This is a genomic window from Paenibacillus sp. MMO-58, assembly GCF_037146255.1.
GTDB lineage: Bacteria > Bacillota > Bacilli > Paenibacillales > Paenibacillaceae > Pristimantibacillus.
Genome location: NZ_JBBCVY010000013.1, coordinates 41,268 through 65,442 on the forward strand (window position 1 = coordinate 41,268; position 24,175 = coordinate 65,442).

20 protein-coding genes are annotated in these 24,175 nt (G+C 50.9%); 5 read left to right on the forward strand and 15 right to left on the reverse strand.

What is annotated here, in order from left to right; genetic code table 11:
• The first annotated feature begins 34 nt into the window (after window positions 1-34).
• Window positions 35-997: a helix-turn-helix transcriptional regulator gene (locus WFJ73_RS27945; protein WP_336776210.1), complete on the forward strand. Its 963-nt coding sequence runs from the start codon at window positions 35-37 to the stop codon at window positions 995-997.
• Window positions 998-1,024: 27 nt separating this feature from the next.
• Entirely contained in the window at window positions 1,025-1,768 is a 744-nt protein-coding gene (locus tag WFJ73_RS27950; protein ID WP_336776211.1) for an SDR family NAD(P)-dependent oxidoreductase, read from the forward strand.
• Window positions 1,769-1,831: 63 nt separating this feature from the next.
• Here the strand turns inward: WFJ73_RS27950 and WFJ73_RS27955 are convergent, their stop codons facing one another.
• The 9 genes from WFJ73_RS27955 to WFJ73_RS27995 form a co-directional block, all read right to left on the reverse strand.
• Entirely contained in the window at window positions 1,832-2,095 is a 264-nt protein-coding gene (locus WFJ73_RS27955) for an HPr family phosphocarrier protein (protein ID WP_336776212.1), read from the reverse strand.
• Window positions 2,095-3,813 (reverse strand): phosphoenolpyruvate--protein phosphotransferase, encoded by a 1,719-nt coding sequence (gene ptsP / locus WFJ73_RS27960; RefSeq protein WP_336776213.1) that lies wholly within the window; start codon window positions 3,811-3,813, stop codon window positions 2,095-2,097. Before ptsP ends, WFJ73_RS27955 begins: the two co-directional genes overlap by 1 nt.
• 42 nt (window positions 3,814-3,855) lie before the next feature.
• Window positions 3,856-5,007 (reverse strand): mannitol-1-phosphate 5-dehydrogenase, encoded by a 1,152-nt coding sequence (locus WFJ73_RS27965; protein ID WP_336776214.1) that lies wholly within the window; start codon window positions 5,005-5,007, stop codon window positions 3,856-3,858.
• Complete coding sequence (locus tag WFJ73_RS27970) at window positions 5,007-5,441, reverse strand: PTS sugar transporter subunit IIA (RefSeq protein ID WP_336776215.1); 435 nt, start codon at window positions 5,439-5,441, stop codon at window positions 5,007-5,009. The genes WFJ73_RS27965 and WFJ73_RS27970 overlap by 1 nt, the downstream gene beginning before the upstream one ends.
• Window positions 5,438-7,501 (reverse strand): BglG family transcription antiterminator, encoded by a 2,064-nt coding sequence (locus tag WFJ73_RS27975; protein ID WP_336776216.1) that lies wholly within the window; start codon window positions 7,499-7,501, stop codon window positions 5,438-5,440. The genes WFJ73_RS27970 and WFJ73_RS27975 overlap by 4 nt, the downstream gene beginning before the upstream one ends.
• A gap of 85 nt (window positions 7,502-7,586) precedes the next feature.
• The gene (locus WFJ73_RS27980; protein WP_336776217.1) at window positions 7,587-9,065 is read right to left on the reverse strand and encodes a PTS mannitol transporter subunit IICB; all 1,479 of its coding nucleotides are present in this window, start codon (window positions 9,063-9,065) and stop codon (window positions 7,587-7,589) included.
• Window positions 9,066-9,328: 263 nt separating this feature from the next.
• Window positions 9,329-9,790, reverse strand: a complete 462-nt coding sequence (locus WFJ73_RS27985) for a phage tail protein (RefSeq protein ID WP_336776218.1) — start codon at window positions 9,788-9,790, stop codon at window positions 9,329-9,331.
• 128 nt (window positions 9,791-9,918) lie between these two features.
• Window positions 9,919-11,466 carry an ATP-binding protein gene (locus tag WFJ73_RS27990; protein WP_336776219.1) on the reverse strand — a complete coding sequence of 516 codons (1,548 nt, stop codon included), beginning with the start codon at window positions 11,464-11,466 and terminating at the stop codon, window positions 9,919-9,921.
• Window positions 11,467-11,844: 378 nt separating this feature from the next.
• On the reverse strand, window positions 11,845-13,278 hold the full coding sequence (locus WFJ73_RS27995) for an MDR family MFS transporter (RefSeq protein ID WP_336776220.1): 1,434 nt from the start codon (window positions 13,276-13,278) through the stop codon (window positions 11,845-11,847).
• Between the two features lie 147 nt (window positions 13,279-13,425).
• On the opposite strand from WFJ73_RS27995, the gene WFJ73_RS28000 reads away from it, so the two are divergent.
• Complete coding sequence (locus WFJ73_RS28000; protein ID WP_336776221.1) at window positions 13,426-14,067, forward strand: TetR/AcrR family transcriptional regulator; 642 nt, start codon at window positions 13,426-13,428, stop codon at window positions 14,065-14,067.
• Between the two features lie 125 nt (window positions 14,068-14,192).
• On the opposite strand, the gene WFJ73_RS28005 is transcribed toward WFJ73_RS28000, so the two are convergent.
• Window positions 14,193-14,483, reverse strand: coding sequence for a YciI family protein (locus WFJ73_RS28005; protein ID WP_336776222.1), 291 nt, complete (start codon window positions 14,481-14,483; stop codon window positions 14,193-14,195).
• Between the two features lie 189 nt (window positions 14,484-14,672).
• Here WFJ73_RS28005 and WFJ73_RS28010 point away from each other — a divergent pair, with 189 nt between their 5' ends.
• Window positions 14,673-16,679, forward strand: coding sequence for a catalase (locus WFJ73_RS28010; protein WP_336776223.1), 2,007 nt, complete (start codon window positions 14,673-14,675; stop codon window positions 16,677-16,679).
• A gap of 239 nt (window positions 16,680-16,918) precedes the next feature.
• On the opposite strand, the gene WFJ73_RS28015 is transcribed toward WFJ73_RS28010, so the two are convergent.
• Window positions 16,919-18,313, reverse strand: coding sequence for an MATE family efflux transporter (locus WFJ73_RS28015; protein WP_336776224.1), 1,395 nt, complete (start codon window positions 18,311-18,313; stop codon window positions 16,919-16,921).
• A gap of 191 nt (window positions 18,314-18,504) precedes the next feature.
• Here WFJ73_RS28015 and WFJ73_RS28020 point away from each other — a divergent pair, with 191 nt between their 5' ends.
• The gene (locus tag WFJ73_RS28020; RefSeq protein ID WP_336776225.1) at window positions 18,505-18,930 is read left to right on the forward strand and encodes an exosporium protein C; all 426 of its coding nucleotides are present in this window, start codon (window positions 18,505-18,507) and stop codon (window positions 18,928-18,930) included.
• Window positions 18,931-19,234: 304 nt separating this feature from the next.
• Here the strand turns inward: WFJ73_RS28020 and WFJ73_RS28025 are convergent, their stop codons facing one another.
• The 4 genes from WFJ73_RS28025 to WFJ73_RS28040 all read right to left on the reverse strand — a co-directional run bounded on the left by WFJ73_RS28025 (window position 19,235) and on the right by WFJ73_RS28040 (window position 24,151).
• Window positions 19,235-20,011, reverse strand: coding sequence for an endonuclease/exonuclease/phosphatase family protein (locus WFJ73_RS28025; RefSeq protein ID WP_336776226.1), 777 nt, complete (start codon window positions 20,009-20,011; stop codon window positions 19,235-19,237).
• 115 nt (window positions 20,012-20,126) lie between these two features.
• Window positions 20,127-21,647 (reverse strand): ABC transporter substrate-binding protein, encoded by a 1,521-nt coding sequence (locus WFJ73_RS28030; RefSeq protein WP_336776227.1) that lies wholly within the window; start codon window positions 21,645-21,647, stop codon window positions 20,127-20,129.
• 7 nt (window positions 21,648-21,654) lie between these two features.
• Complete coding sequence (locus WFJ73_RS28035; RefSeq protein WP_336776228.1) at window positions 21,655-22,416, reverse strand: response regulator transcription factor; 762 nt, start codon at window positions 22,414-22,416, stop codon at window positions 21,655-21,657.
• On the reverse strand, window positions 22,391-24,151 hold the full coding sequence (locus WFJ73_RS28040) for a sensor histidine kinase (protein WP_336776229.1): 1,761 nt from the start codon (window positions 24,149-24,151) through the stop codon (window positions 22,391-22,393). Before WFJ73_RS28040 ends, WFJ73_RS28035 begins: the two co-directional genes overlap by 26 nt.
• Window positions 24,152-24,175 lie beyond the last annotated feature (24 nt).

Sequence of the window (24,175 nt, forward strand, 5' to 3'; positions counted from 1 at the left end):
CAGGCTGAAGCATGCCGGTTTAGGAGAGATAACGATGAAGCTGGAACGGTTAATGGCCATCACGATTTTGCTGCTTAATCGAAAGCGGGTACAGGCGCAGGAGCTGGCGGAGCAGCTAGAGGTTTCCTTGCGTACCATCTATCGCGATCTCGATTCGCTTGGTCAGGCCGGCATTCCCATTGTCTCCTACACCGGCATGGAAGGCGGCTATGAGATCATGGACAGCTTCCGGCTGGATCGGCAGCTCTTGTCCTTTGAAGAGCTGACCGCTCTCTTCACGGCGCTTCGCGGTCTGGAATCAACAAACGCTTATGACCGCTCGAATATGGATCTCCTCCTTAGCAAGGTTGGCGCCATGGTAGCGCAGGCCGAGCAAGGCCGGACAGGTGAAGGAGACCGTATTCAAGTCGATTTCACCCCTTGGAAGAACAGTGAAGAGGATCAGGCGCGATATGACCAGCTCCGTCAAGCTGTTAATGACCGTAAGCTGATTCGGTTTCACTATACGAGCAGAACCGGCGGCGAGCAAGAGCGCGAGATCGAGCCCATGGCCCTTGTTCTGAAGAACTATGCCTGGTATCTTCACGGCTATTGCCGCTTGCGCGAGGATTACCGCATCTTCAAGCTGACGCGTATCCGGCAATTGAGTATTCAGGCCGGTACCTTTACTAGACGGACAGATTCGCTGGAACAGCTGAACGACAGGTGGAATTCATCCGCGAGAAGAGGCGACAACGAGGAAATTCCTGCCGTCCTGCAGTTTAAAGCGGCGGCGGCTCTATCCGTCATGGACCATTTTGACGAGAAAAATATCGAACGGCTGCCGGACGGCCAGCTTATTGTGCGAATGACCTACTCGAGCGAGCACTGGCTGATCCGCAGCTTGCTTCATTATATGACCGATGTTATTGTACTCGAGCCCGCTTCGATTGCGGCAAAGATCAAACAGACCGCTCTGGATATCGCGCGTCAGTATGGCGGGCTGGATCAGGAATAAGTCACTTCTGAAGGAGGCTTGCTCATCATGTCCTTGCAAGGAAAAGTAGCGATTGTTACAGGCGGTGCCCAGGGGATCGGGAGAGCGGCGTGCATGCAGCTCGCCAAACAAGGGGCGAAGATTGCAGTAAGTGATTTCGAAAGGGATTTAACCGCGGTGATCTCCGAAATCAGGGCAAATGGCGGCGAGGCCATAGCTATTCCAGCTGATGCCCGCAACCAGGAGCAGATGGAACAGCTTGCCCAGACCGTCATTCATACCTTTGGACATATCGATGTACTCGTATGCGGCTTAAGTCAATCAGCCGAGGCGGCCAGCTTTGCCGAGCTCTCCTGGGAATCCTTCGAAAGACAATTGACCGGCGAATTAAAAGCTGTCTTTGAGCCAACGAAGGCTGTATTAAAAGCAATGATGGAGCAGCAAGCCGGCCGAATCATCTATCTGTCCGGCACGGAAGGGAAAGATCCTACCCCGCAATATATCGCCTTTGGTACGGCTAAGGGAGGCCTTGATACCTTTGCCCGGTATATTGCCCAAGAGTACGGCCCCTACGGGATCTCGGCCAATATTGTGGCACCGGGATTTGTCAGATCCGATGAAGCCTTCACGATCTCCGAAGAAGAAAGCCGCGTGATAGGCAGCTTCACCCCGCTTGGCCGAATCGCCGATCCGGAGGATGTGGCCGGCGTTATTGCTTTTCTCGCCGGAGACGGCGCGCGGTTCCTGACGGGCACTTACACGCCCGTTACCGGCGGACTTGTCATGGAGTGAAGCATCCATAAAATAGAAGAAGGCCCGCTGCAGCTGCTGCAGCGGGCCTTCTTTTATTTGCATCTATTCTTCGTAGATCTTGGTCAACATAGCGCCCAGAGCGTTAAGCGCCTCTTCCTCGCGCTCGCCATCCACTTCCAGCGTAACCTCGTCGCCTTTTGCCAGACCTAGGGTTAACAGGCCAAGCGAGCTTTTGCCGTTTACTTTTTTTGTCCCTTTGATCAGCTTCACATTGCAAGGGAACTCCGATGCCGCTTGAACAAAAAGCTTCGATGGACGGGCATGGAACCCGGATGGATGGATAACGGTATAGGTTTGCGATAGCATTATTGTGGTCTCCTTTGCTTAACGAATTGTTGTACTTCTTCCTGCGTGCTCATGGCAAGGGCTTCTTCCGCCAGAGCCGCCCATTCCGGCTTGGACAGCTGCCCCACCAGCTCGCGGGCAGGCAATATGGAACCCGCACTCATGCTGAACTCGTCTAACCCCATTCCGAGAAGGAGAGGGATTGCCGTCTGGTCGCCCGCCATTTCACCGCACATGCCGGCCCAAATGCCGGCCCGTTCAGCCGCCTTGATGACCATGTTCACGAGTCTCAGGATCGAAGGATGATACGGCTGATACAGATAAGCCACCGATTCGTTCATCCGGTCGGCTGCCATTGTATATTGAATCAGGTCGTTTGTACCGATGCTGAAGAAATCGACTTCCTTCGCGAAAATATCGGCCCCAATCGCGGCAGCCGGAATTTCGATCATCATGCCCACTTCGATCGAGCCCGACACCTGAATCCCTTCCTGCTCCAGCTTCGCGCGTTCTTCCTCAAGAATACGCTTCGCTTCGCGAAGCTCGCTCAGTACCGCAATCATCGGGAACATGATGTTCAGCTTGCCATGCACGCTTGCCCGGAGCAAGGCCCGGAGCTGGGTACGGAACAAGTCCTCCCGTTTGAGGCATAACCGAAGCGCGCGCAATCCCAGGAACGGGTTGCTTTCCTTCGGCAGCTCCAAATAAGGAAGCTCCTTATCCCCGCCGATATCCAGCGTGCGAATAACGACGCGCTTGCCGTCTAATTTCTCAAGCACATGCTTGTAAATTTGGAACTGCTCTTCTTCCGTCGGGAATGAATTGCGTCCCATATAAAGAAACTCCGTGCGGAACAATCCAACGCCGTCGGCGCCGTTCTCCAGCACTTTGTCCAGGTCTTCAATGCTGCCAATGTTGGCTGCAAGCTCGAGATGCTCGCCATCGGCCGTTACCGATGGCTGCTCGGCCAGACGCTTCAGCTGTACTCTGCGCTCATCGTATTGCTTCTTTTTCTCCTGATATTCGGCCAGCACTTCTTCCGAAGGATCCACAATCACTTTGCCTTCCGTCGCATCCATAATAACAAGAGCGCCATCCGCAACGGCTGCTGCCGAAGGGCCCGCGCCTACTATCGCAGGAATCTCAAGCGAGCGTGCCATAATAGCGGAATGCGATGTACGGCTTCCGATCTCCGTTACAAAGCCGCGAATATAATTCAGATCCAACTGCGCGGTATCCGACGGCGTCAGATCCTCTGCCAGGATGATGGTCTCCTCGGAAATGCCGGACAGCGAAGCGTACGGCTTGCCGATCAGGTGGCTCATCACTCGACCGGAGACGTCTTTGACATCGGCCGCGCGCTCGCGGACCATCTCATTATCCAGCTCCAGCAGCATCTCGACAACGGCTGTCGTCACTTCGTGCAAAGCGTATTCCGCATTAAGCTTCTCGTCTGCGATCTTGTCGAGCACCGAATCCACTAGGTCCGGATCCTCCAGCAAAAAAAGATGCGCTTCGAAAATTTCCGCTTTTTGCGCGCCTAGTCTTTGCTCGGTTTTTACGCGGATCTCTTCGATCTCGCCTTTGGACTTCTCGATGGCCTGCCGGAAACGGCCGGCTTCCTCTTCAGCATCCGTAATTGTCTGCTGCTGCGGAATATATGGGGAATGGTTGAACCGAAACACCTTTGCGATTGCCACTCCGGGAGATGCGGCAACACCGGTAATTATATTAGCCATACTGCGTACCTCTCTAATTGTTTGTCTTCTTAAGCGTTGTTCTTAACGCTGGTTTGCAACAGCTTCGCAGCTTTCAAGGATCAGCTTGTATACCGGATGTCCTTCCGGAATCGAAGTGTAATGCGACACGGTCTGCCCGATACCTTTTTCTTTGATCGACTGCTGCAGCTCGACAGCTTCCGGATCATCGGCGTTAACGAAATGAAGCGCCGCCGCCATTACCTTTGCCAGCTGAACGGGCCTCATTCCTTGCTCATAGGCTTGCAAAGCCGGCTTCACTAGACGGTCATTGGGTGACAGCTTGCGGATCGGCGACCGTCCAACGCGGGTAACCTCGTCGGTCAGCTGGTCGTTGCGGAACCGTCCGATAATCTTCTCGATATATTGATTATGTTCTGCTTGGTCAAAGCCATATTGCGCAACAAGTACGGCCCCCGTCTCCTTCAGGGTCGCCTTCACTTCGCCAACGATGGCCTCGTCGGCCATTGCCTGTTGAATGGTCTCGTAACCGCGAAGGCTTCCCAGGTAAGCTGCGGCGCAATGCCCCGTGTTCACCGTGAACAGTTTACGCTCGATATAAGGCATAAGATTACGCACGTAGTGGACACCGGCAACCGGTTTGTACCCCTCGAACATCGCGGATTCGTCTACGACCCACTCATAGAATGGCTCAACTGTCACTTCAAGAGGATCTTCATTGTGCTGGATCGGAACAATCCGGTCAACGGCCGCATCGGGAAAAGCAACCAGGTCCGCTGCCTTTGCCTTCGTCTCTTCATCAAGATGTCCGAATACATGCTCCTTCAGTTGAGTGCTGCCGCCGATAGCGTTCTCGCAGGCGATAATATGCAGCTGGCCTCCTCCGGATTCGATCCGCTTCTCGATCCCGCAGGCGATGCCCGCCGCAATATGCTTCAAGATGTTAACGCCTACGGCTGTGGTCACCAGATCGGCCTCCGCCACTGCCGCCGCAACATCGTCTATTTTAGTTCCGTCAATGGCGGTTACGCCCGTCACCTGCAGTTGATCCTTAGCTTCGTTAGCCAGCGTTACCGTGTAGGCTCCGCGCTTCTGAAGCTCCGTAACTAGCGCCTGGTTGACGTCGGAGAAAATAACTTCATAGCCCGATTGCGAAAGAAGAAGTCCGATAAATCCGCGTCCGATGTTGCCCGCTCCAAAATGCAAAGCCTTCATTATTCCATCCCGCTTTCAAAGATCTCGATCATCTCTTCGGCCGTGGAAGCCTTCAAGATCCGTTCCAGATTGTCGTCGTCGGAGCAAACCATCGCTACGTTCGTCAGGATGTCCAGATGATCGTCGCCAACCGCTGCGATTCCGATGACCAAATGCGCAATATTTCCTTCGCCGAAATCAACGCCAGCCGGAATTTGAACAATGGACAGGCCCGTCGATTTAATGGAACCCTTCGATTCGTTTGTTCCGTGAGGGATCGCAAGACCGCCGCCCATGTAAGTGGATAGAGACTGCTCGCGTTCAACCATGCTTTCCACATAGCTCGGATCAGCGTGACCCCCATCTACAAGCAGTTGACCTGCCATACGAACCGCTTCGAATTTATCTTTTACCGCTGCATTCAATTTCACTTTATCCGTAGACAAAATACTCATTGTACGTCACTCGCTTCCGCTTTTATATTGAAAAACATTCTAAGATGTATCGTTAAGTAATCTCGAATTTCCGCTTCATCGCCAGCCTCGAGCAAATCAATCATGACCGTATCGAGCAGCATGGCGCTTATTTCGCTCAGTACCTCGAGCGCTTCCTTCGTTAAGGTCCGGGGCGCCAGCATTAATAAAAAGTGGCTTAACCGGGATGGCGATGCCATCTCGAGCGTAAGTGGAGCTTCTAATCGGTATAACGAGAGCGAGGGCCTCGTTATTTCTTCTCCGCGGGTATGAAATAACGCTACCGCGGTTCCCGGTATCATCTGACTCCCGCTTTGTTCCCGCTGCATCAGCCGCCGCGCTGTAAGACCGGCATCCGTTAGCACGCCTTTGGCTTCTTCCCTCACGCAGGCTTCTTCCAGAATAACCGGGAGGTCTCCGCTCTTCTCCTTAATCAACACAACCTCAAACCGCCGAATCAGACTTACCATCTCATCAAGCGTCGTCTTAAGGCTGACCAGCTGCTCGAAGGTAGAAGCCTCGCTTCCCGTTTTCTCTTCCTTGGTCAGTGCACCGTCCCGTTTCTGGATTAAGCCCGTCTGGACGAAAGCCCTCAATCGGTCCGTCTCTGCCTGCGTCAGGAGAGGACTAACCTTAATATATTGCTCACCGTTAAGAGGAAGATCTACGGTGGAAATAATCAGATCGTATTTCTCTTTTTCCGTCCTTGATGCCTCGTACCACGATACGCGGTCAACGATATGAATCTCCGGAAGCTCCTTCTGGAGCCTGATCTGCAGCAGCTTGGAGGAGCCGATGCCGCTCGAGCAGACGAGAATGGCACGGACATTCTGCCGCAGCTGCTTCAGCCGCTCCAGCGATGCTCCAAAATGCATGACGAGAAACCCGATTTCCTCGTCCGGCACAATCATATCCGTAAAAACGCGGTTTGCCGCTTTGCGAACGACGTTGAATAAAGACGCATAATCCTTCTTGATCTGATCCAGAAGCGGATTTCGGATATTCGTGCCTTCGTTCAGCCTTTGCAACGCATCCTTCAAATGAAGGAATAATCCGTCGCGCAGAGAGCGATCCTTATTGTACTCGGCTCCCGTTGCATGCTGTACATGCTCAATTAGGGTACGCACCGTATCGGTCAAGACCAAGTCATCCGCAGGCAGCACGGATAGATCGTCGCTCTGGACCGAACGAAGCAGCCTGCCGATATAAGCCGTCTCTGCCGGCGGAAATGTTCGTTCCGTCAACGCGGCTAACCTTTCCGTCACATATACCGCATCGGATTCCCGACGGAAAGCCGCAACGGAAGAAGCTTCAACCGTCTTGCCCGCTCTGATTCGCCTCAGCGCAATGGACAGCCTGATCAACAGATCGGTATAAGCGCCCTCGCTTAACCGACTGCCTCCGTATTCTTCCCAGCTCCATAAGATTTTCTCAACGGCTTCCATCTCCGATTGACCAACAATCGTAAGCAGCCGCCGGTCAAGAGGATGGACCGGAAGCTCGTTGCGGCTGGAGATCAGCTCCGTATCTTCGAACCGGTCCCTGATGATCTGGCGAATCATCTCCCGCATATGCTCTTCCTGACCGGTAAGCTCAATCCCGTAGCCCCTTCTCCGGGTCAAGGTAACCTCGAACCTTTGAACCCATTGATCAAGATCGTCCAGATCATTAGCTACGGTAGGAATCGTCACCTTGAACTCATGCGCCAGAGTGAACAGCTTAACTGGCTCCCCGCTCTCGAGAAGGAGGCAAAGCAAATAGATCTGTCTCTCCTCCGGCGAGAATTCGAGCTCTTCCGATACGGTAACGAGCTTGGCTAATCGGTCAAGTACCGCTTGATCGCCTTGAAGCCGTATGCCGGAGCCTGATTTTTTAAGCAGCCTTGCACCTTCGGCACGCAGGATCTCCTCCACCGCTGCCAGCTCCCGGTGTACGGTTCTGGAACTCACCTGAATTTCTTCCGCGATTTGCGCCGCCGTCAGATCATGATCATTCCGCAGCAGCAGCTCTAGAATTCGGCGGGACCGGCTGGATATACGCATTCACACAACCCTTCCTATAACGATAGAATGGCCCCAACGCCGGAAAATAACCTCCAGCGCTGGCAGCCTTGATGAGAAAGGATTCTTACGAAAGCCGGTCTACGAGTTTGTCATACTCCGGACTTTTCAAGAAATTATCGATTGAGATATGCTCGGCTTTCGGAGCCTGGATTTTAGCGCGATCCGTCAGCGTTTTGTGCGTAATGACGATATCGGCATCGCCGGGAATATCGCTGATTGCCGTATTAATGACGGTAACGTCCGAACCGGCGGCTTTCATCTTCTTGCGAAGAATCGATGCGCCCATTGCGCTGGAGCCCATGCCGGCGTCGCAGGAGAAGACGATTTTATGAACGTCCTCTTTCGCTTTGACCGTTTCGCTTGCTGCCTCAGCATGCTGAGCGGCTTGCGAAGTCGCTGCCGGAGCCGCAACTGCTGTTGCCGCTGCCGCCGTATTGCCTGCCGCCTTCATTTCTTTCATTCTTGCCGAAGCCTGTTCGAGATCGTCTCCGTCTGCAGCCTCTTTCTTCGTTGTCTTGAGCAGCAGAGCCGCAATAACAAACGAAACAATAGCAGCGGTTACGATACCGCTAAGAGCCGCGAGAAGGCCGCCTTTAGGAGCCATGGCAATGTAAGCAAAGATACTGCCCGGCGAAGGCGGAGCAACAAGGCCCGCTCCAAACAGCGAGAAGGTGAAGGTACCTGTAACGCCGCCGGCAATAACCGCCAGAATCAGACGCGGATTCATCAGGATGTACGGGAAGTAAATCTCGTGAATACCGCCGAAGAAGTGAATAATCGCTGCGCCGGAAGCCGATTGCTTCGCCGAGCCGCGGCCTGCAATCATATAAGCAAGCAGAATGCCGAGGCCTGGACCCGGGTTCGACTCCAGCATGAAGAGAATCGATTGCCCCGTCCGGGACGCTTCTTCTAATGCGATTGGACTCAATACGCCATGGTTAATGGCATTGTTGAGGAACAGAATTTTTGCAGGTTCAATGATAATGTTGGCCAACGGAATCAGGTTATGATTAACCAGGAATTCTACGCCGTTAGATAAAATCTTGGTTAATTGTTCGATAACCGGACCAACGCCGGAATAAGAAATCAGCGTAAGAATCGCGCCGATAATACCAAGCGAGAAGTTGTTCACCAGCATTTCGAAGCCGGATTTGATTTTCCCCTCGATCGATTTATCGAATTGCTTCAGTACCCATGCGGCCAGCGGACCGCAAATCATAGCCCCGAGGAACATCGGGATGTCCGTACCGACGATGATGCCCATTGTCATCAGAGCACCGATAACGCCGCCGCGCTGCTTATGAATCATCGTACCGCCCGTATAACCGATCAGAAGCGGAAGCAGATACTTGATAATCGGATCAACAAGCTTTGCAAGGGTATCGTTCGGCAGCCATCCCGTAGGAATGAACAACGCCGTTATGATCCCCCATGCTATAAAAGCACCAATATTGGGCATAACCATACCGCTGAGAAAACGTCCGAATTTCTGGACTCCCACACGAATTCCCCCGGTTGGAGAACTGTTTTGCACTTGCTGCATATTTGGGTTCCTCCTCTATAAAATCGCTTTCTTTTTTACCGGACCGGCAGTGCCGCCCGGGTTACTATCATCGTAAATGATGCCCTCCGTTAGAACAACAAAAGGAAAACGAGGTTTTGTCAATCATACTGTTGACAACATTTAATTAGATTATGAACGGCAAAAAAGCCACCCCTTATAAAAGGAGTGGCCTGTTGGTTTTTGACGGAGGATGCTTGAGGCAACTCAGCTCTACCCATCCGTTTATTTTTCCAGAAACTTTCTTAGTATTCACCTTTAATGACGAAAAACGAACCGCGGATCGTACCGGCCAGCTTGGATTTCTGTCTGGCAAACTTGAACTTTCCTTCCAGCTCCTGCGGCACTTCCATCCCTTCGGAAAGCTTGAAGCCAACGGCCCGCTTCTTCCCGTCATCTACCGTGTACATCACGTTAAGAGCCAGTCCGTCCTCATAGAAGACGTAGGTAAATTTAATATTCTCCACTTGGAACTGCGACGTTTCCAGCGGTTTTGCCGAGAACTCGATATTGCGTTCCTGCAAGATCCGGTTCACGTAATCCAGCGCTTCCTGACTTTCGCTCGCGGGTACAACCGTAAATTCATGCTTGTATTTGGTCATGAAATAACGGGCTTCGTTCGCGCGAAGACCAGCCAGCGTCTCTGCCACAGGCGAGGATTCCAGGCCAACGGTAGACACATTTTTAAAATCGACGGTATAGGACATTCCCATTCCTCTTCTCTCATGAAATTTTCCTATTTACAGGATTCCTAATCTAGCAGATATTATACCAAAAAATGTTTAGTAGAAAGCCTCTTATCTGAATATTCCCTGCGACAATGCCTCAAGCTCGTTTACTTAACGGTCATGTAATCCTCGAGCGCTTGTTGAAGTGTGCCTTTTGTTATCGCTTTATGCTCAAAGGACAAACCTGTCCGGATCATCCTCTTTACGATCTCCGGTCTGAGCCCGGTCACAATCGGTTGGCAGCCCATCATATTGATCCCGTCGAAGACATGAATGAGCTGTTTAATCACGCTATCCTCCATACCCATGACGCCCGACATATCAATAATTAACGTTTCAATCCGGTTGTTGCCGATTTGCGAGATAACCTTGTCCTCAATGATGTTGGCCCGGATCTCGTCAATCGTCCCGATCAGAGTCAGAATGTAGGTTGCCTTCGTTAGCGGAATAATGGGAACGGACAAATCCTCAACCATGGTCCGCTGTGCCCGGATAAGATCATCCTTGAATAAAGAGTAGCTGATAAAAAACTGATTGAGGAATTGATCCATCAGCTGGTTAATGCTCTTCTCCATGCTGTAATAGTGCTCTTTGCTTTCATTATGATTGTTAAGGCGATCGTAATTGTACAAGAAGTCCCACATCACGCGTCTTACGGCCTGTACCCACTCCAGCTTGAATGCGAGGGTCAACGAATGCCTGGCCCAAGTGATTCCTTCCTGTTTGGCAAAAGCAATCGTCTCGTACTCTTTCCCATCGATGATGAAGAGGACCAGCTTATGCGCATTATCCAGCAGATTAATATTGCCAATGGTGAGAATTTCATCGATTTTGTCCCGGACGTTGACGGCTTCAAGGAACAACCTTTGCTCGAAATTATCCCGGTTTACGATAAAGAAATCCTTCATGCTCGTCGTGGCTTCCAACTCCAAATAGATGACCTCTTTCCATTTCGTATTTTTTGTTCCCTTAGGAAAGGTGATGGTAAATTTGGTCCCTTCTTTTTCCGAGCTTTCTACTTCAATGGCACCATTATGCTGATAAATAACGGAGAAAACGAGAGTTAATCCCATGCCGGTCCCGTTTTCCTTCGTTGTATAGAAGGGCGTACCCAGCAATCCAAGCTTCTCTTTCGGAATACCGACCCCGCTGTCTTGAATACGGACGATGACTTCATTGTCGGTCGACATGTGCTCAATCGAAATAGTCCCGTTGCCCGGAATGGCCTCAAAGGCGTTTTTCAGCAAATTGAAAAATACCTTCTTCAGCTGATTCCTTTTGCCCATAATGTATGAACCCGGATCTCGTAAATCCGTATGAACCGAAACCCGGTAAATCTGATCCTGAAATAGCTGGATCAATGAGTCCAGCTCTACGGACAGATCGATCCCAACATACGGCTCTTCCTCCAGATCGGGCTTGGATACATGTAAGAGATTCTGCAGGATATTAATCGCGTTACCCAGCTCTGACTCTGCAATTTCTATGTACTTCAGTTCGTTCTTTTCTTTAAGAAGCTGTAAAAAACCCTTAACGGCAGTCAGAGGGTTTTTCACTTCATGAGCGATACCCGCGGCTATTTGCCCCACGGAAGCCAGCTGACTCAGATGAGTATCGTTTCTCTTTATTGCCGCGGCGCCTTCCTTTTCCTGCATCCCGTTTATATCCCCGATCTGCTGCAAATTATTCTGCATAGCAGCTGTTATACTGGCGATTTACATGGTATATACATAAATAGTTATACTTCTAGTATACCTACTCCTTAAGTATTTTTTCTATACTGAAAAAACTGAATATTTCGTTGATAAATGTGATATTTTAAACATTTCTGTCGAACCGCAGTACAAAATTTCGATGCTATTTATTCAATTATAGGCTAGTACTCCTGAAAGGAATTTACTCATAATCAGCAACGATCTGCCTGGTGGATTCCAACAATAATTGAAATTCAATTTCAAGGCTGAACGGGAGTCGGATTCGGACAAATGAAGAAAAATAAAAGGCCATCCTGTGGGGTGGCCTCTTAAATAAATTTACGCCGCTTTTTGTTTCTTGCGGTTAGACAATAATAAGGCCGGAAGAAAGGACACCGCCGCAAAACCGACCGACCACCAGAAAGCGACTTGATAAGCATCGGCAAGGGAGGCCAGGCTGCCGCCGGCTCCGCTTTTTAGCTGATGCCCGATGACCGTTGCCAAGACTGCCGAACCGAACGCTCCCCCAATCGTCTGGAAGATCCGTGTCGAAATGCTTGCATGCGGAATTTGCTCCTTCTGCAGTCCTTCATAAGCGGATACCATAATCGGAATAAAGATGCCGTTCATCGCCGCCCCGCGTATAAGCTGTGCCGCGCCCAGCACCATATGGCTCGTATCCGTTCCCGCAAAAGCGAACGGAATGCTGGACACCAGCGTGACTGCCAAGCTGACAAGCACAAGGTTTCTGGAACCTGCGCGGTCGGCCAGTTTTCCAATCCAACTCCTCGTAAGCAGCATCCCTACCCCCTGAGGAATCAAGAGAAGCCCCGTCGTCAGCACGCTTTCGCCGCGGACCTGCTCGTAATAGAGCGGGAGCAGCAGCAAGGCACCGTTCATGACCATGCCCGAGAAAAACAAAATAATGTTGGATGCCAGGAAATGCCGGGAACGGAAAAGATGCAAATCAAGCAATGGAGCTTGTTTCGTGCGCAGCGCATATACGATATAGGCAGCCGACAATACAATTCCTGCCGCCAGGGGAATTATGGCCTCTGCCGATGAAAGACCCTCGGAGCTAATCTGTGAAATCCCGTAGATGAGAACCGCGAATGCCGGAGACAATAGCAGCAGTCCAAGAAAATCAAATTTCGGTCTTCTTGCGGCTGCTTCGCCCTTGGGAATGTGCCTCCACGACAGCCAGAGCGCAACCAGCATAACCGGGATGTTTACATAGAAAATCCAGCGCCAGCTCATGTTGTCCATAATGAGCCCGCCAATGACCGGACCAAGAATCGGACCGATCAGCGTCGGGATACTAATAAGCGCGATCAGCCTTCCGAGCCCGCGTCCTCCAGCCGATTGAACAAGCACATTCGTTATCGTAGGTACGAGCAGTCCCGCTCCAGCTCCTTGCAATAACCGGAAGCCGATCAAGCTTTCGGTGCTCCATGCCAGCGAGCATAGGAGTGACGAGATAAGAAACAACCCCAGCGAGAACAGATATAAGTTCTTTCCACCGAAGCGCTGTATAGCCCATCCCGATACCGGCACCGCCAGTCCCATCGTGAGCACATATCCCGTAATCACCCATTGAGTGGTCGATACCGTGCTATGCAAATCAACCGCAAGCGTATTGATTGCCACGTTAATCATGGTGGAGTCCAGTAAGGGAACAATAGCTCCGAGAACAAGAATAAGCGCGATTTTTAAAATGCCGGGATCAATCTTTTCCTTTGGAGCTTTGACTGCCTCCGATTGGCTTTTGGCCATTATCGTTCACCCCTTTGCAATATAGGGTACGGTACGTACCGTACCTTATTTTATTACAATATTATAATTCTAGCGAAAATGCAATATACTATTTACAAGAGTCTAGAAGGACGTTGTCCTAACACAACGCGGGAGATGGAACAAGCTATGACGGAATCGCGGCAAGATCGCAAAAAGAATAACGAGGAACAACATGCGGGGGGAACGCGGAGACGCGGAGACGTTCTGGAGAACGCCATATTGACTGCGGCATGGGAGGAGCTGCGGGAAACCGGCTACTCCAAGATGACGATGGAGGCCGTTGCGACCCGGGCAAAAACAAATAAGACCGCCGTCTATCGCAGGTGGCCGAATAAGGCGAAGCTGGTCATCGCCGCAATGATCAAGCATATGCCAAAGCCCTCGCTCGACACTCCCGATACGGGCAGCTTGCGGGATGATGTCCTCTCCTTAATGGATCGGATTATCAAGCCCATGCAGCTGATTGGAGCCGAGACCATTCATGGCCTGATGGTTGATTTGCACGGAGACGAGCTTCACGCCAAGATGACACTGTCGCCAAGAGCGGAAGATCCGCTGTCCGTCGCCATGACGAATATTTTGAAGAGTGCCGAAAAGCGTGGCGAAGTCATTCTTGAAGGGCTGCCGGAACGCGTGATCACCCTTCCCGTCGACCTCGTGCGGTACGAGCTGCTCACCACTCATACCCCGCTGACCGATGAGGCTATTCTCGAGATTGTGGACCAAATTTATTTGCCTCTCGTATGGAAGACAAGCAAACAAGGCTGAACCGAATTGCCTCGGCTCAGCCTTGTTTGCTTTTTTTTACTTCCTTCCGCTTCAGGAATTTCAAATCCTCTAAACGAAGAACTTGAATAAGTTAGGCCGCCTTCGCGTATGGCCTTTAAAGCAGGTTATTTCCGTACGACCGCCATCATGGGATAAAAGTCGGTCGTCATTAAGCCCGCAGTAACGGCGGGGTCCTCCGCGATTAGTTTTGTGACTTGATCCGCATTCTCCACCTCAATGACAGCAAGTCCATGAGGATCATCCGGTTTTTGAACCGGGCCGAAGACGAGAGCAATCCCTTGATTCTGCTGTTCCGTCCAATAGGCAATATGCTGGTGCATAATCCCCCTCTCTTCTACCGTCATATCCAGATGAAACGTTGCTCTTGGCGGTGTAGACCATAACATGAAGTGCATCTTCTGAAAGCCTCCGATACCTTAAAGTTGTCGTTTATAACTCAATCCTACTTATTTAGAATAGTTCCTCAAATTCTTCTAGGCAATTCAACACATTTTCTTCGTGCAAGAAGATTAAATCCTAGCGAATAGGGTATTTGAACGTAAGGTTCTTATACAGGGAAATAACTACGGCTAGGAGGAATTATCATGGACAATAAGAAGACGGAGCAATTAAAGAAATACACCGTTAACAACGAAGGTATGCATGACTTGACCACCAACCAGGGGTTGAAAATGGCCGAAGACGAGTTCTCCTTAAAGGCGGGGCAACGCGGCCCTACTCTTTTGGAGGATTTCCACTTTCGCGAGAAAATGACTCACTTCGATCATGAGCGCATTCCCGAGCGGATCGTTCATGCACGCGGCGTAGGCGCTCACGGTTTTTTCCGGCTTTACGAGTCCCTGGAGGAGTTCACCAAGGCCGATTTTCTTACGGATCCATCCAAAATTACGCCTGTATTCGTGCGTTTCTCCACGGTGCAAGGATCAAGAGGATCCAACGATACCGTTCGGGACGTACGCGGGTTCGCGACCAAGTTTTATACGGATGAAGGCAATTATGATTTGGTGGGCAACAACATGCCCGTTTTCTTTATTCAGGATGCCATCAAGTTTCCCGATTTCGTCCATGCCGTTAAACCCGAACCCCATAACGAAATCCCGCAAGGGGCCAGCGCGCATGATACGTTCTGGGATTTTGTCGGGCAAAATCCGGAGACGGCCCACATGGTGATGTGGGTCATGAGCGATCGGGCCATTCCGCGCAGCCTTCGCATGATGGAGGGCTTTGGCGTGCATACCTTCCGCCTCGTGAACGCGGCAGGACGATCTCATTTCGTCAAATTCCATTGGAAGCCCGTCTTAGGGATGCATGCCTTGGTTTGGGATGAAGCTCAGCAAATCGCGGGCAAAAATCCGGATTTCCATAGGGAGGATTTATATGAGGCGATCGAAAAAGGCCAATATCCGGAGTGGGAGCTTGGGTTGCAGCTTATTCCGGAAGAGGATGAGCATAAGTTCGGTTTTGATCTGCTGGACCCCACCAAGTTGTGGCCTGAAGAGGAAATTCCGGTGAAACGGGTCGGTAAAATGACCTTGAACCAAAATGTCGGCAATTTCTTCGCGGAGACGGAGCAGGTGGCCTTCCACCCCGGTCATGTCGTGCCCGGTATCGATTTCTCGAACGATCCCCTTTTGCAAGGGCGTTTATTCTCCTATACCGACACGCAACTATCCAGGCTAGGCGGCCCCAACTTCCACCAAATTCCGATCAACCGGCCCGTTTGCCCGTTCCATAACAATCAACGAGACGGCATGCATCAGATGAACATTCATCAGGGACAAACCAGCTATCATCGGAACGGATTGAACGCCAATCAGCCGGCGCCGGTTCCCGAAGAGCATGGCGGTTATGCGCATTATCAAGAGCGAATTGACGGCCGCAAAATCAGAGGACGCAGCGAAAGCTTCATGGACTTTTATTCGCAAGCGAAGCTTTTCTACAATAGTCTGGCCCCTTACGAGCAAGAGCATGTCAAGAAGGCATTCAGCTTTGAGCTCGGCAAATGCAAATCCGATCTCGTAAAAGCAAACGCTATCGCCCTGTTAAATCATGTCGACCGCAGCTTGGCGCAAGAAGTGGCGGACCAAATCGGGGCCCCTCTTCCCGATGAGAACCTCGAAGTAAAATCCGACAAAAAATCACCCGCTCTCAGCATGGCCGATACCGTCCTTCTCCCGGATACGAAAAAAGTCGCCATCGTGCGGGTTGGCGATCCTGATGTGGAACGGTTCGCCGAATGGACGACGGCTCTAACGGAACAGAACGTTAATTATACGATTGTTGGCCATAGGCTCCATGACTTGCCTAACCCGCTGAAAGTAACGGCTACATATGAGACGACGGACCCCACTCTCTTCGATGCCGTATTATTGGTAAGCAGCGAGTCTTCGATTCCGGCACCCGCCTTGGCATTCATCGAAACGGCATATAAGCACTATAAACCGTTGGCGCTGGCTCTCAGCGATCATAAAGCGTTAGCGTCGGCAAGGGTGAGATTAGACGAGGCCGGTGTGTACGATTTAACTCATTCCACGATTGAAGCTTTTATTAACGGAATCGCACAGGGCCGTTTCTGGAAAAGACAGCTCTAAGTCCAATCTAATAAGAAAATCGGTTTGTGGAATACTCTTTATGGATCATACAGGAGGTGAACGTAAAGTGAGCACAAAGGCAAAGCCCGATAATAACACCCCAAAGAGCAGCCCTTCACGGTCTAACGACCCGAACGATCAAGGAAAACCTAAGATGCAAAATAACTCGAAGTAAACGCATTACAAAACCCGGTCTAAAAGACCGGGTTTTACTGTATGACAATATGCAATTTTCCAGCTTAAATCTGTGCTTCCACGCCATGATCCGAAACGACGGACGACGGCTTTACCAATGCTTTCTTCTCCCATACTCTGCTTCTCCAGCGAAGCAGCATCATAACCCCGCGCAGCCATTCGTCCACCGTGAAGGCAATCCATATGCCAAGCAAGCCAATCCCGAAATGTACGCCGAGCAGATAAGCAAGCGGTACCGATACGCCCCACATGGAGATGACGCCCGCTAAAACGGGGAATCGCGCATCCCCGGCGGCACGCAGCGAATTGATGATGACCATATTAAAGGTGCGGCCGGGTTCAAGTATGATGGAAAGCAAAAAGATGCTCGCCCCGGCAGCAATGATTTCAGGGTCCTTTGTAAATAAACCAATCAACTCATGCCGGAATATCGCAGCCATGCCAACGACAGCAAAGGTCAACAAGAAGCTGACTCTTACGCTTTTCATCAGTCTGCGGTAGGCTTCCTTCATTTCTCCCGCACCGACCATTTGTCCGACGATGATCTCCGTACCCATCCCAATCGCCAGAGCCAGCGCCATAAAATAGTTCGATACGTTCATGACATACACATGCGTGTTTAACGCGGTGATGCCAATCATATTGACGAAGCCGATAATCATCAAGTATTGCGATTGATAAGAAAGATGCTCCCCCGCCGCGGGCAAGCCGATGCTCAGGATTTGTTTTGCGTAAGAAGCTTTCCAGCGCACGTAATCCTTCCGTTGAATCGGTACGGCAATTCTGCGGTACAACAGGATAAAAAGAACGACGATGCCAAGCAGACGGCTTACGACCGTTGAAATAGCCGCTCCCGTAACTCCCCATTCCGGGAAGCCCAGGTTGCCGAAGATAAGCAGATAATTCCCTCCCATATGGAGGAGGTTGACGCCTAGCGTTACAAACATAACGCTCTTCGTATTTCCTGTTGAACGAATAACCGACGAAACCGCGTAGGAAAGCGCCTCGACCCAGATAAATCCGCCGATAATCTTTAAATAGTGGTTCGCGATTCCGATTTGTTCGGGGTTTAAGTGTAACAGCCGCAGAAGCGACTCCCCAAAACATACAATAACGATGCTAACGAGGATTCCGAAGATCAGATTCATCGAGATCGCCATTGCCGAAATACGGCTCGCCTCTTTCGCCCGCCGGGCGCCGATGTACTGGGATACCGCAACGCTGGTGCCGATACCGACAAAACCGAACATCATAATGCAAAAATAAATGATTTCGTTGGCTAAGCCTACTGCGCCCGTTGCCTTGTCGGAAATGCGGCTTAACATAAACACGTCAACCGTGCCCAGCAGCATCCGAAGTACGGAGTCTACGAAGATAGGCCAGGTTACGGCATAAAGACTAAGCTTTTTCCAAGATGGAGTATGGTCTGATAAAGTCACGTTTACGAGCTCCCACTATGTTTATTCTCTGTCGCCTTCCCTAGTGTAGCGCTCGCAACTTCATACGTCTATGGGGGACAACGTGTTAAAATATCGGCGAAAACAACAATCTATTAATTTTTTATATTTTGCACAAACATTCTCTCTGAATCTTTCATAGATTGAAGCATTAAATAAGAGGAGTTGATATTATGGTACGAATTCTTGATAAAGCAGCCGTCCAGCCGCTTCGTCGCTTTAACCTCGCCAAGTCGTTTACTATTCTGAGTTCCCCGCAAAAATCTGGCATCGCAACGATTCCCATTCGGATTCCAAGAAATTCTCAACCGAACCGGGTAGATTTGGTAGCATCCGTTGGTGTTAGAGGTGTCACAGGCATTGGGCAAATTCTCTTTAGAGTCTTCCGCGGTAATAAAGAAATCTTCAACACGCTGCAGGGTATCGAATCTACGGGTTCAGAGCAAAATTATATCGTCACTTTCCAAGCTGAAGATAGAAATGTCAAAGCAGGTACTCATGCGTATACAGTCACAGCAGAAAACCGCACTGCAAATACAAGAGTAGATGTGGTAGGACCAATATCATTTAGTGGGCTAGCTGTTAAAACCAGAAACTAACATGCCTCTTAGCATCGGCGTCACACGCGAATAGGCCGGATGGGGAGCCCATGCCGGACCGATGCCCTAACCCGAAGACACTCGCAAGAACAGGCAGCGCGGCATCTTCACCCAGAACGAACCGTCCCTCACCCTGCCTCTCGGGGTAATCGGCGGAAAATGATAAAGGAGCTGACGCTGTCAGCTCCTTTGCTTCAATTTAGATCTTATGTGATTATTATCATTTCCTGACCTGTTTGCCCACTGGAATACTCTGAGCGAAACTTACTTGCATCGTAAAAGTATTCCGATCTGCAGATCTTTTCTAAAATCGGACTGCCGCCACAACCGGATAATGATCGGATGGATATCTTCCGTTTACTTGGGAGCGGTCGACCTCCACTGACAAGAATTCAATATCGGCGGTAGCAAAAATATAGTCGATCGGCTCTCCGGAGTCTCCTCCGTTAAAGCTATGGAATGTCAGGCCGGGATTTTCCGCAATTCGGGAGTACGCGTCCGTTAAACCGTTTTTTTTGCCGTCAATCTCAAGCTCGCCGCGCAAGAAACGAATTGGGAACTCACCCGGATACGAGTTGAAATCTCCTGTAAGCAAAGCCGGGAGTCCATTCAAAGCGCGTTGTTTAGCCATGTACGCCCCAATGACTTGAATCCCGCGGTCTTTCGCTTCTTGGCTATGATGATCCAGATGGGTGTTGTAAAGATAGAAGGATTTACCGGAGCTCCGATGAAGGAAACGCGCCCATGTACAAATTCTCGGAAAGGAGCTGTTCCAACTAACCGATGCCTCCGACTCGGGTGTCTCCGACAGCCAAAACTGCCCGTGCTCTTCAATGGCTAACTCTTCACGGTTATAAAAAATGGCATTGTGCTCATTCTCGTGCTCTCCGAACCGGCTTCGGCCGATCCAAGCGTATTCATTTAAATGAGTCTCCAAATCTTTGATCATCGAATGATAGCCTTCCTGAGTACCGATAAGCAAAGGGTGATGCTTCTGAATAACGGCAATTGCCCGGTCCATTCGCTCCGGCCAATAATCGGGGCCGTCTTGCATTTCCGGATAGCGTAAATTGAAAGTCATAACAGAGATTTCCAACATATCGATGCAGTCCTCTTTTCTATTATTTTCAATCGTACACGGAGCACAAGCACCTTTATTTTACATTGTTTCCGTTAATGCAGGAAGGGCATGCGGATCACGAATGGGCGGCACGCCAGGCGTCAAGCTGCTTTTGCACCTCGGACCTTACCTCGTCGATGCCCGCCTGCCGAAGCTCCTCGTTAAACTTCGGCAGCACCGAAGCGACATCCACGCTGCCCGTCATCAGGCTGGGAAAGTATTTCTCCCAGACCATCTGGATGTTCTGCATCTGGATGGGCATCCGTGACAAATCCGGAGTAAAGCCCAGCGTACTCGATACAACCGCTTCCTTGTTGCTGGCGCGGAATTGATTCCATTTGTCCAAGGGATCCGGATATTCTCCGCCCATGGTCTTCAAGATGAACCAATTGCCTTGGGTGTACTGCACGCCTCCATAGCTTGGCTGCGCGTCCGGGATTGGATTGCCGTTCTTGTCCTTGGGCGGAATGGGCACCACTTGGCCGTTGCGATCCAAGATGTAGTGTACGCCCTCGATTCCGAAATTGAACAGATTGCGCACCTCGGGGTCCGTGTTCAACAGATTGAGAAACTTTACGGCCTCGACGGGATGCTTCGTTTCCGCGCTGACCGCCATGATTCCCCCTCGAATGGATTCCGTCGTGATCAATGCCGGGGTTACAGGGTAAGCCACCAGCTTGTAACCGCGATCCTTGCTCCAGCTATTTTCCGCCAGCGGTCCTCCCCCCGCAGCTTTCCAGAAGACCAGCGCGCCCCGCTTCAGTCCTTCGGTTTCCCGCATGGCCGCATCCTCATTGATATAACCCTCCACATAGTAGCGCCGAAGCAGGTCCAGTACTTTCCGGGCTTCGTCGGTTTCGAAAATATTCACGACCGGAGAATCGGGATCCAGGACATTCCTCATGAGCGGAAGCGTCTTTTCCGATACGTATTCGTAGCCGTCCAAGGCGAAGAAGTTTTGAGATTCCTTATCGAGCTCCATCGGTATATAAGCCGGTTCCTTCTCCTTGATCATCCTTAACAGCGGTTCGAGGGAAGCCAGCGTTGTGTACTTCGAGATATCGATACGGTACTTCTTCACTAGCGCATCCGGGTACATCCACTGGTCGCGCACGGCTAATTCTTTATTGGTCGGCACGCCGTAGATACCGCCGTCATCCATCCGTACGCCTTGCCAGAAAATAGGGTCGATTGCATCATACATATCCTTTCCGACTTTCGACAGATAGTCGTTCAGCCTCAGCCAAGCGCCCCGCTGCGCGTAATTGGCGTACTCCGGCGCAAAAGCGATGTCAAAGGGTGTTCCTGCCGACACGAGGGTATTCAGACGCTCCTCGTACTCTTGCCAACCCACTTTGATATACGTAATGGTAACGCCGATTTTCTTGGCTAAGATCTCATTGATCTTGTCGTTGACCATCTTAAGGTCCTTGTCCGGATCGCCGATCGTGTAATAGATCAAATTGACCGTATTGCCCGCTACTTCGGCATTCTCTTCGTTGCCGGATGCAGAGAAGCAGCCGGATATAGGCAGCGTCAACATGATGACGAGCACGAAGGATGCAAGGAGACGACTCCATTTCCGTTGTTCCCGCATGGCATCGTTATTCCTTTCTCCGCAAATCCGAAGGCGATTTGCCGAAATAAGCATGGAAATGAGAATAGAAATAGTTCAGGTTGGGATATCCGACAGAAAGCGCGATGCTGATAATTTTCTCGTCCGTGCACTGTATGCGCTCCTTGGCGCGAAGCATTCGGTAAGCCATTAAATATTCCGAGAACTTCTTTTTCGTCTCTTTGAGGAAAAGCTGCCCGAGGTACGTTCCGTTCATGCGAAAACGTTCCGCAACCGACTTCAAGCTGAGGTTCTGGGCATACTCCGCCTTGACGATGAGCAGAATGCGATTAGTCAGCTTGGACAAGCTGTCATAACGTACGCCGAGTACCGGGTCTATATCCAGGTCGCTGCGATCCGTATCGGCCAGCTTACCGTTCAGATCTTCGACGATAATCTTCTCGACCAGCTGCTGCAGCTTCGAACGATCGACGGGTTTGAGCAGGTAGTCCTTGGCCCCGCAGCGAATCGCCTCCAGCGCATACTGGAACTCGCCATAGCCGCTCATAATGATATATTTGGAGGGAAGGCGCAGCTCGTTGAGCTTGTGGATGGCGTCATAACCGCGCTGCTTGCCGATGCATACATCGAAAATCGCCAAATCCGGCAAAATTTCCACGGCCTTCGAAATCGCGCCCTCATACGTTTCGCTCGTCTCGATGCGGCCAAAGCCGTATTTCTCCCAATCCAGCGTTCGCTTCATTCCTTCCAAAATCTGCGGCTCGTCATCCACGATCAGCAGCTTGTACATCGTTAGTCGCCTCCTTGGATAGGATTACGGTTATTTTAACGCCGGCTTCCTCGTTATTGTCGATCGTCATGGTGAAGCCTTTCCCATAGAAAAAGCGCAGCCGGGTATAAACGTTACGCAGACCAATGCTGTCCACCGAGGCGTCGTCGCCTCTGGAGAGCTTTTGCCTAATTTGGGCCAAGTGCTCCCCGGAAATCCGGTTCCCGTTGTCCACGATCTCCAGCACGAAGCGTGCCTCTTCTTCCCAGCCGTTTACAATAAGCAGGTTGAACTCGTTCTCAGGATGAAAGCCATGAATAAAAAAGTTTTCCGCCAACGGCTGCATCCAGAATTTTACCGTGGGCAAAGAAACTAATGCGGGCTCCACATTAAATTGATAATAGAATCGGTCCGGATACTTGAACTCCATAATTTTTAAGTATTTTTGAAGCAAGTTCAGCTCGCTGCCAAGCGAAATAATATTTTCGTTTTTTACGATATCGCGGTACAGGGCACCCAAGGTGGCAATGGCGTCGGATGTATGGTCGGCGCTGTTCACCAGGGCAGAAGAACGTATCACCTCAAGCGTATTGTACAAAAAGTGAGGATTAATCTGATGCTGAAGCGCTTTCATTTCAGTCTCCTGCTGCTTGAGTTTTAGCAGATAATTGGTACGGATATGCCGGTCGAGCTGACGGATCATATCGTCCAATTCCCGGGCGATCATGCCGTATTCGTTCCTTCGGTAGCGGGCCGGGTTAACCGGCGTAAAATCCGCCGTTTTCACGCGTCCGATGGACACGATAATCCGCCGCAGGAAGTTTGCGTCCTCGCGCAGATTGTACACGATGAGCAGCAGAACGCAGATCATCGCGGTGAGTACGATAAGAAACACGATAAGCAGTACGCTTGCCTTTTGACGAATCAGCGAGCCCAAATCCACGGCGCTGACGAACCGATAATCGAACTCGTTGGAATGGAACGACACAAAATAGGCACGGTCCAGGAATCCCGTCGATAAAAACCCATGCGTGCGGCCATCCGCCACGATCCGGTGGATCAGCTCCTCCGAGCTGCGGCCGTTACCGGCGATCAGGTACACGTCTCCGGAATCGCTGACTGCCGCGGCCTCATCCAAATGGTAATTTTGCACCGTTTTAAAAATCCGCTCACTGCTGACCAGAAATCGGAATTCACCCAACTGGCGGGAGATTTGGTTCGGATCCGACAGCTTTTTGTGATAGACGAATCCTTTTTGGATGGTCTCGCGGAACGTTTCATCGGAGCTCGGCAGACGGAATAGATAACTCGTATTGCCGTTATTGTCGAAGCTCACCACGTTGCCCTCTCGTTCCGTATGCAGGCTGATTTGCGTGATGTCTCCCTTTCCCCCGTTGCTTAAGAAAGACTTCATATCGTCGGGAAAGGAAACGAGCGGCCGGTTATATTGGCTGCCCTGCAGTCTGCTCGTCAAGTAGCCTTCCGCGTTATTTCCCAAAAAACTGCGAATGTCGGACACCAGCCCGCTGTTGGAGTACACTCGCTGCATAAACGCTTCGATGCGGTCGGCATCGTACTGGAGGCTGTTTTCCACCCGAGAGAACGCTCCGGTGGCCTCGTTCCTGGAATTCCCCACCCATTGGTCCAGCAGTACCGCGCAGGTGAGCACGCCGAGCGCCAGGCCGATGAACACCACAAATACCGCATATGCAATGAACTTGCCGCGATAGATCTTGATTTGCATAAATGAACGCATGCGGCGTCTCCTTTGCAATAGGCT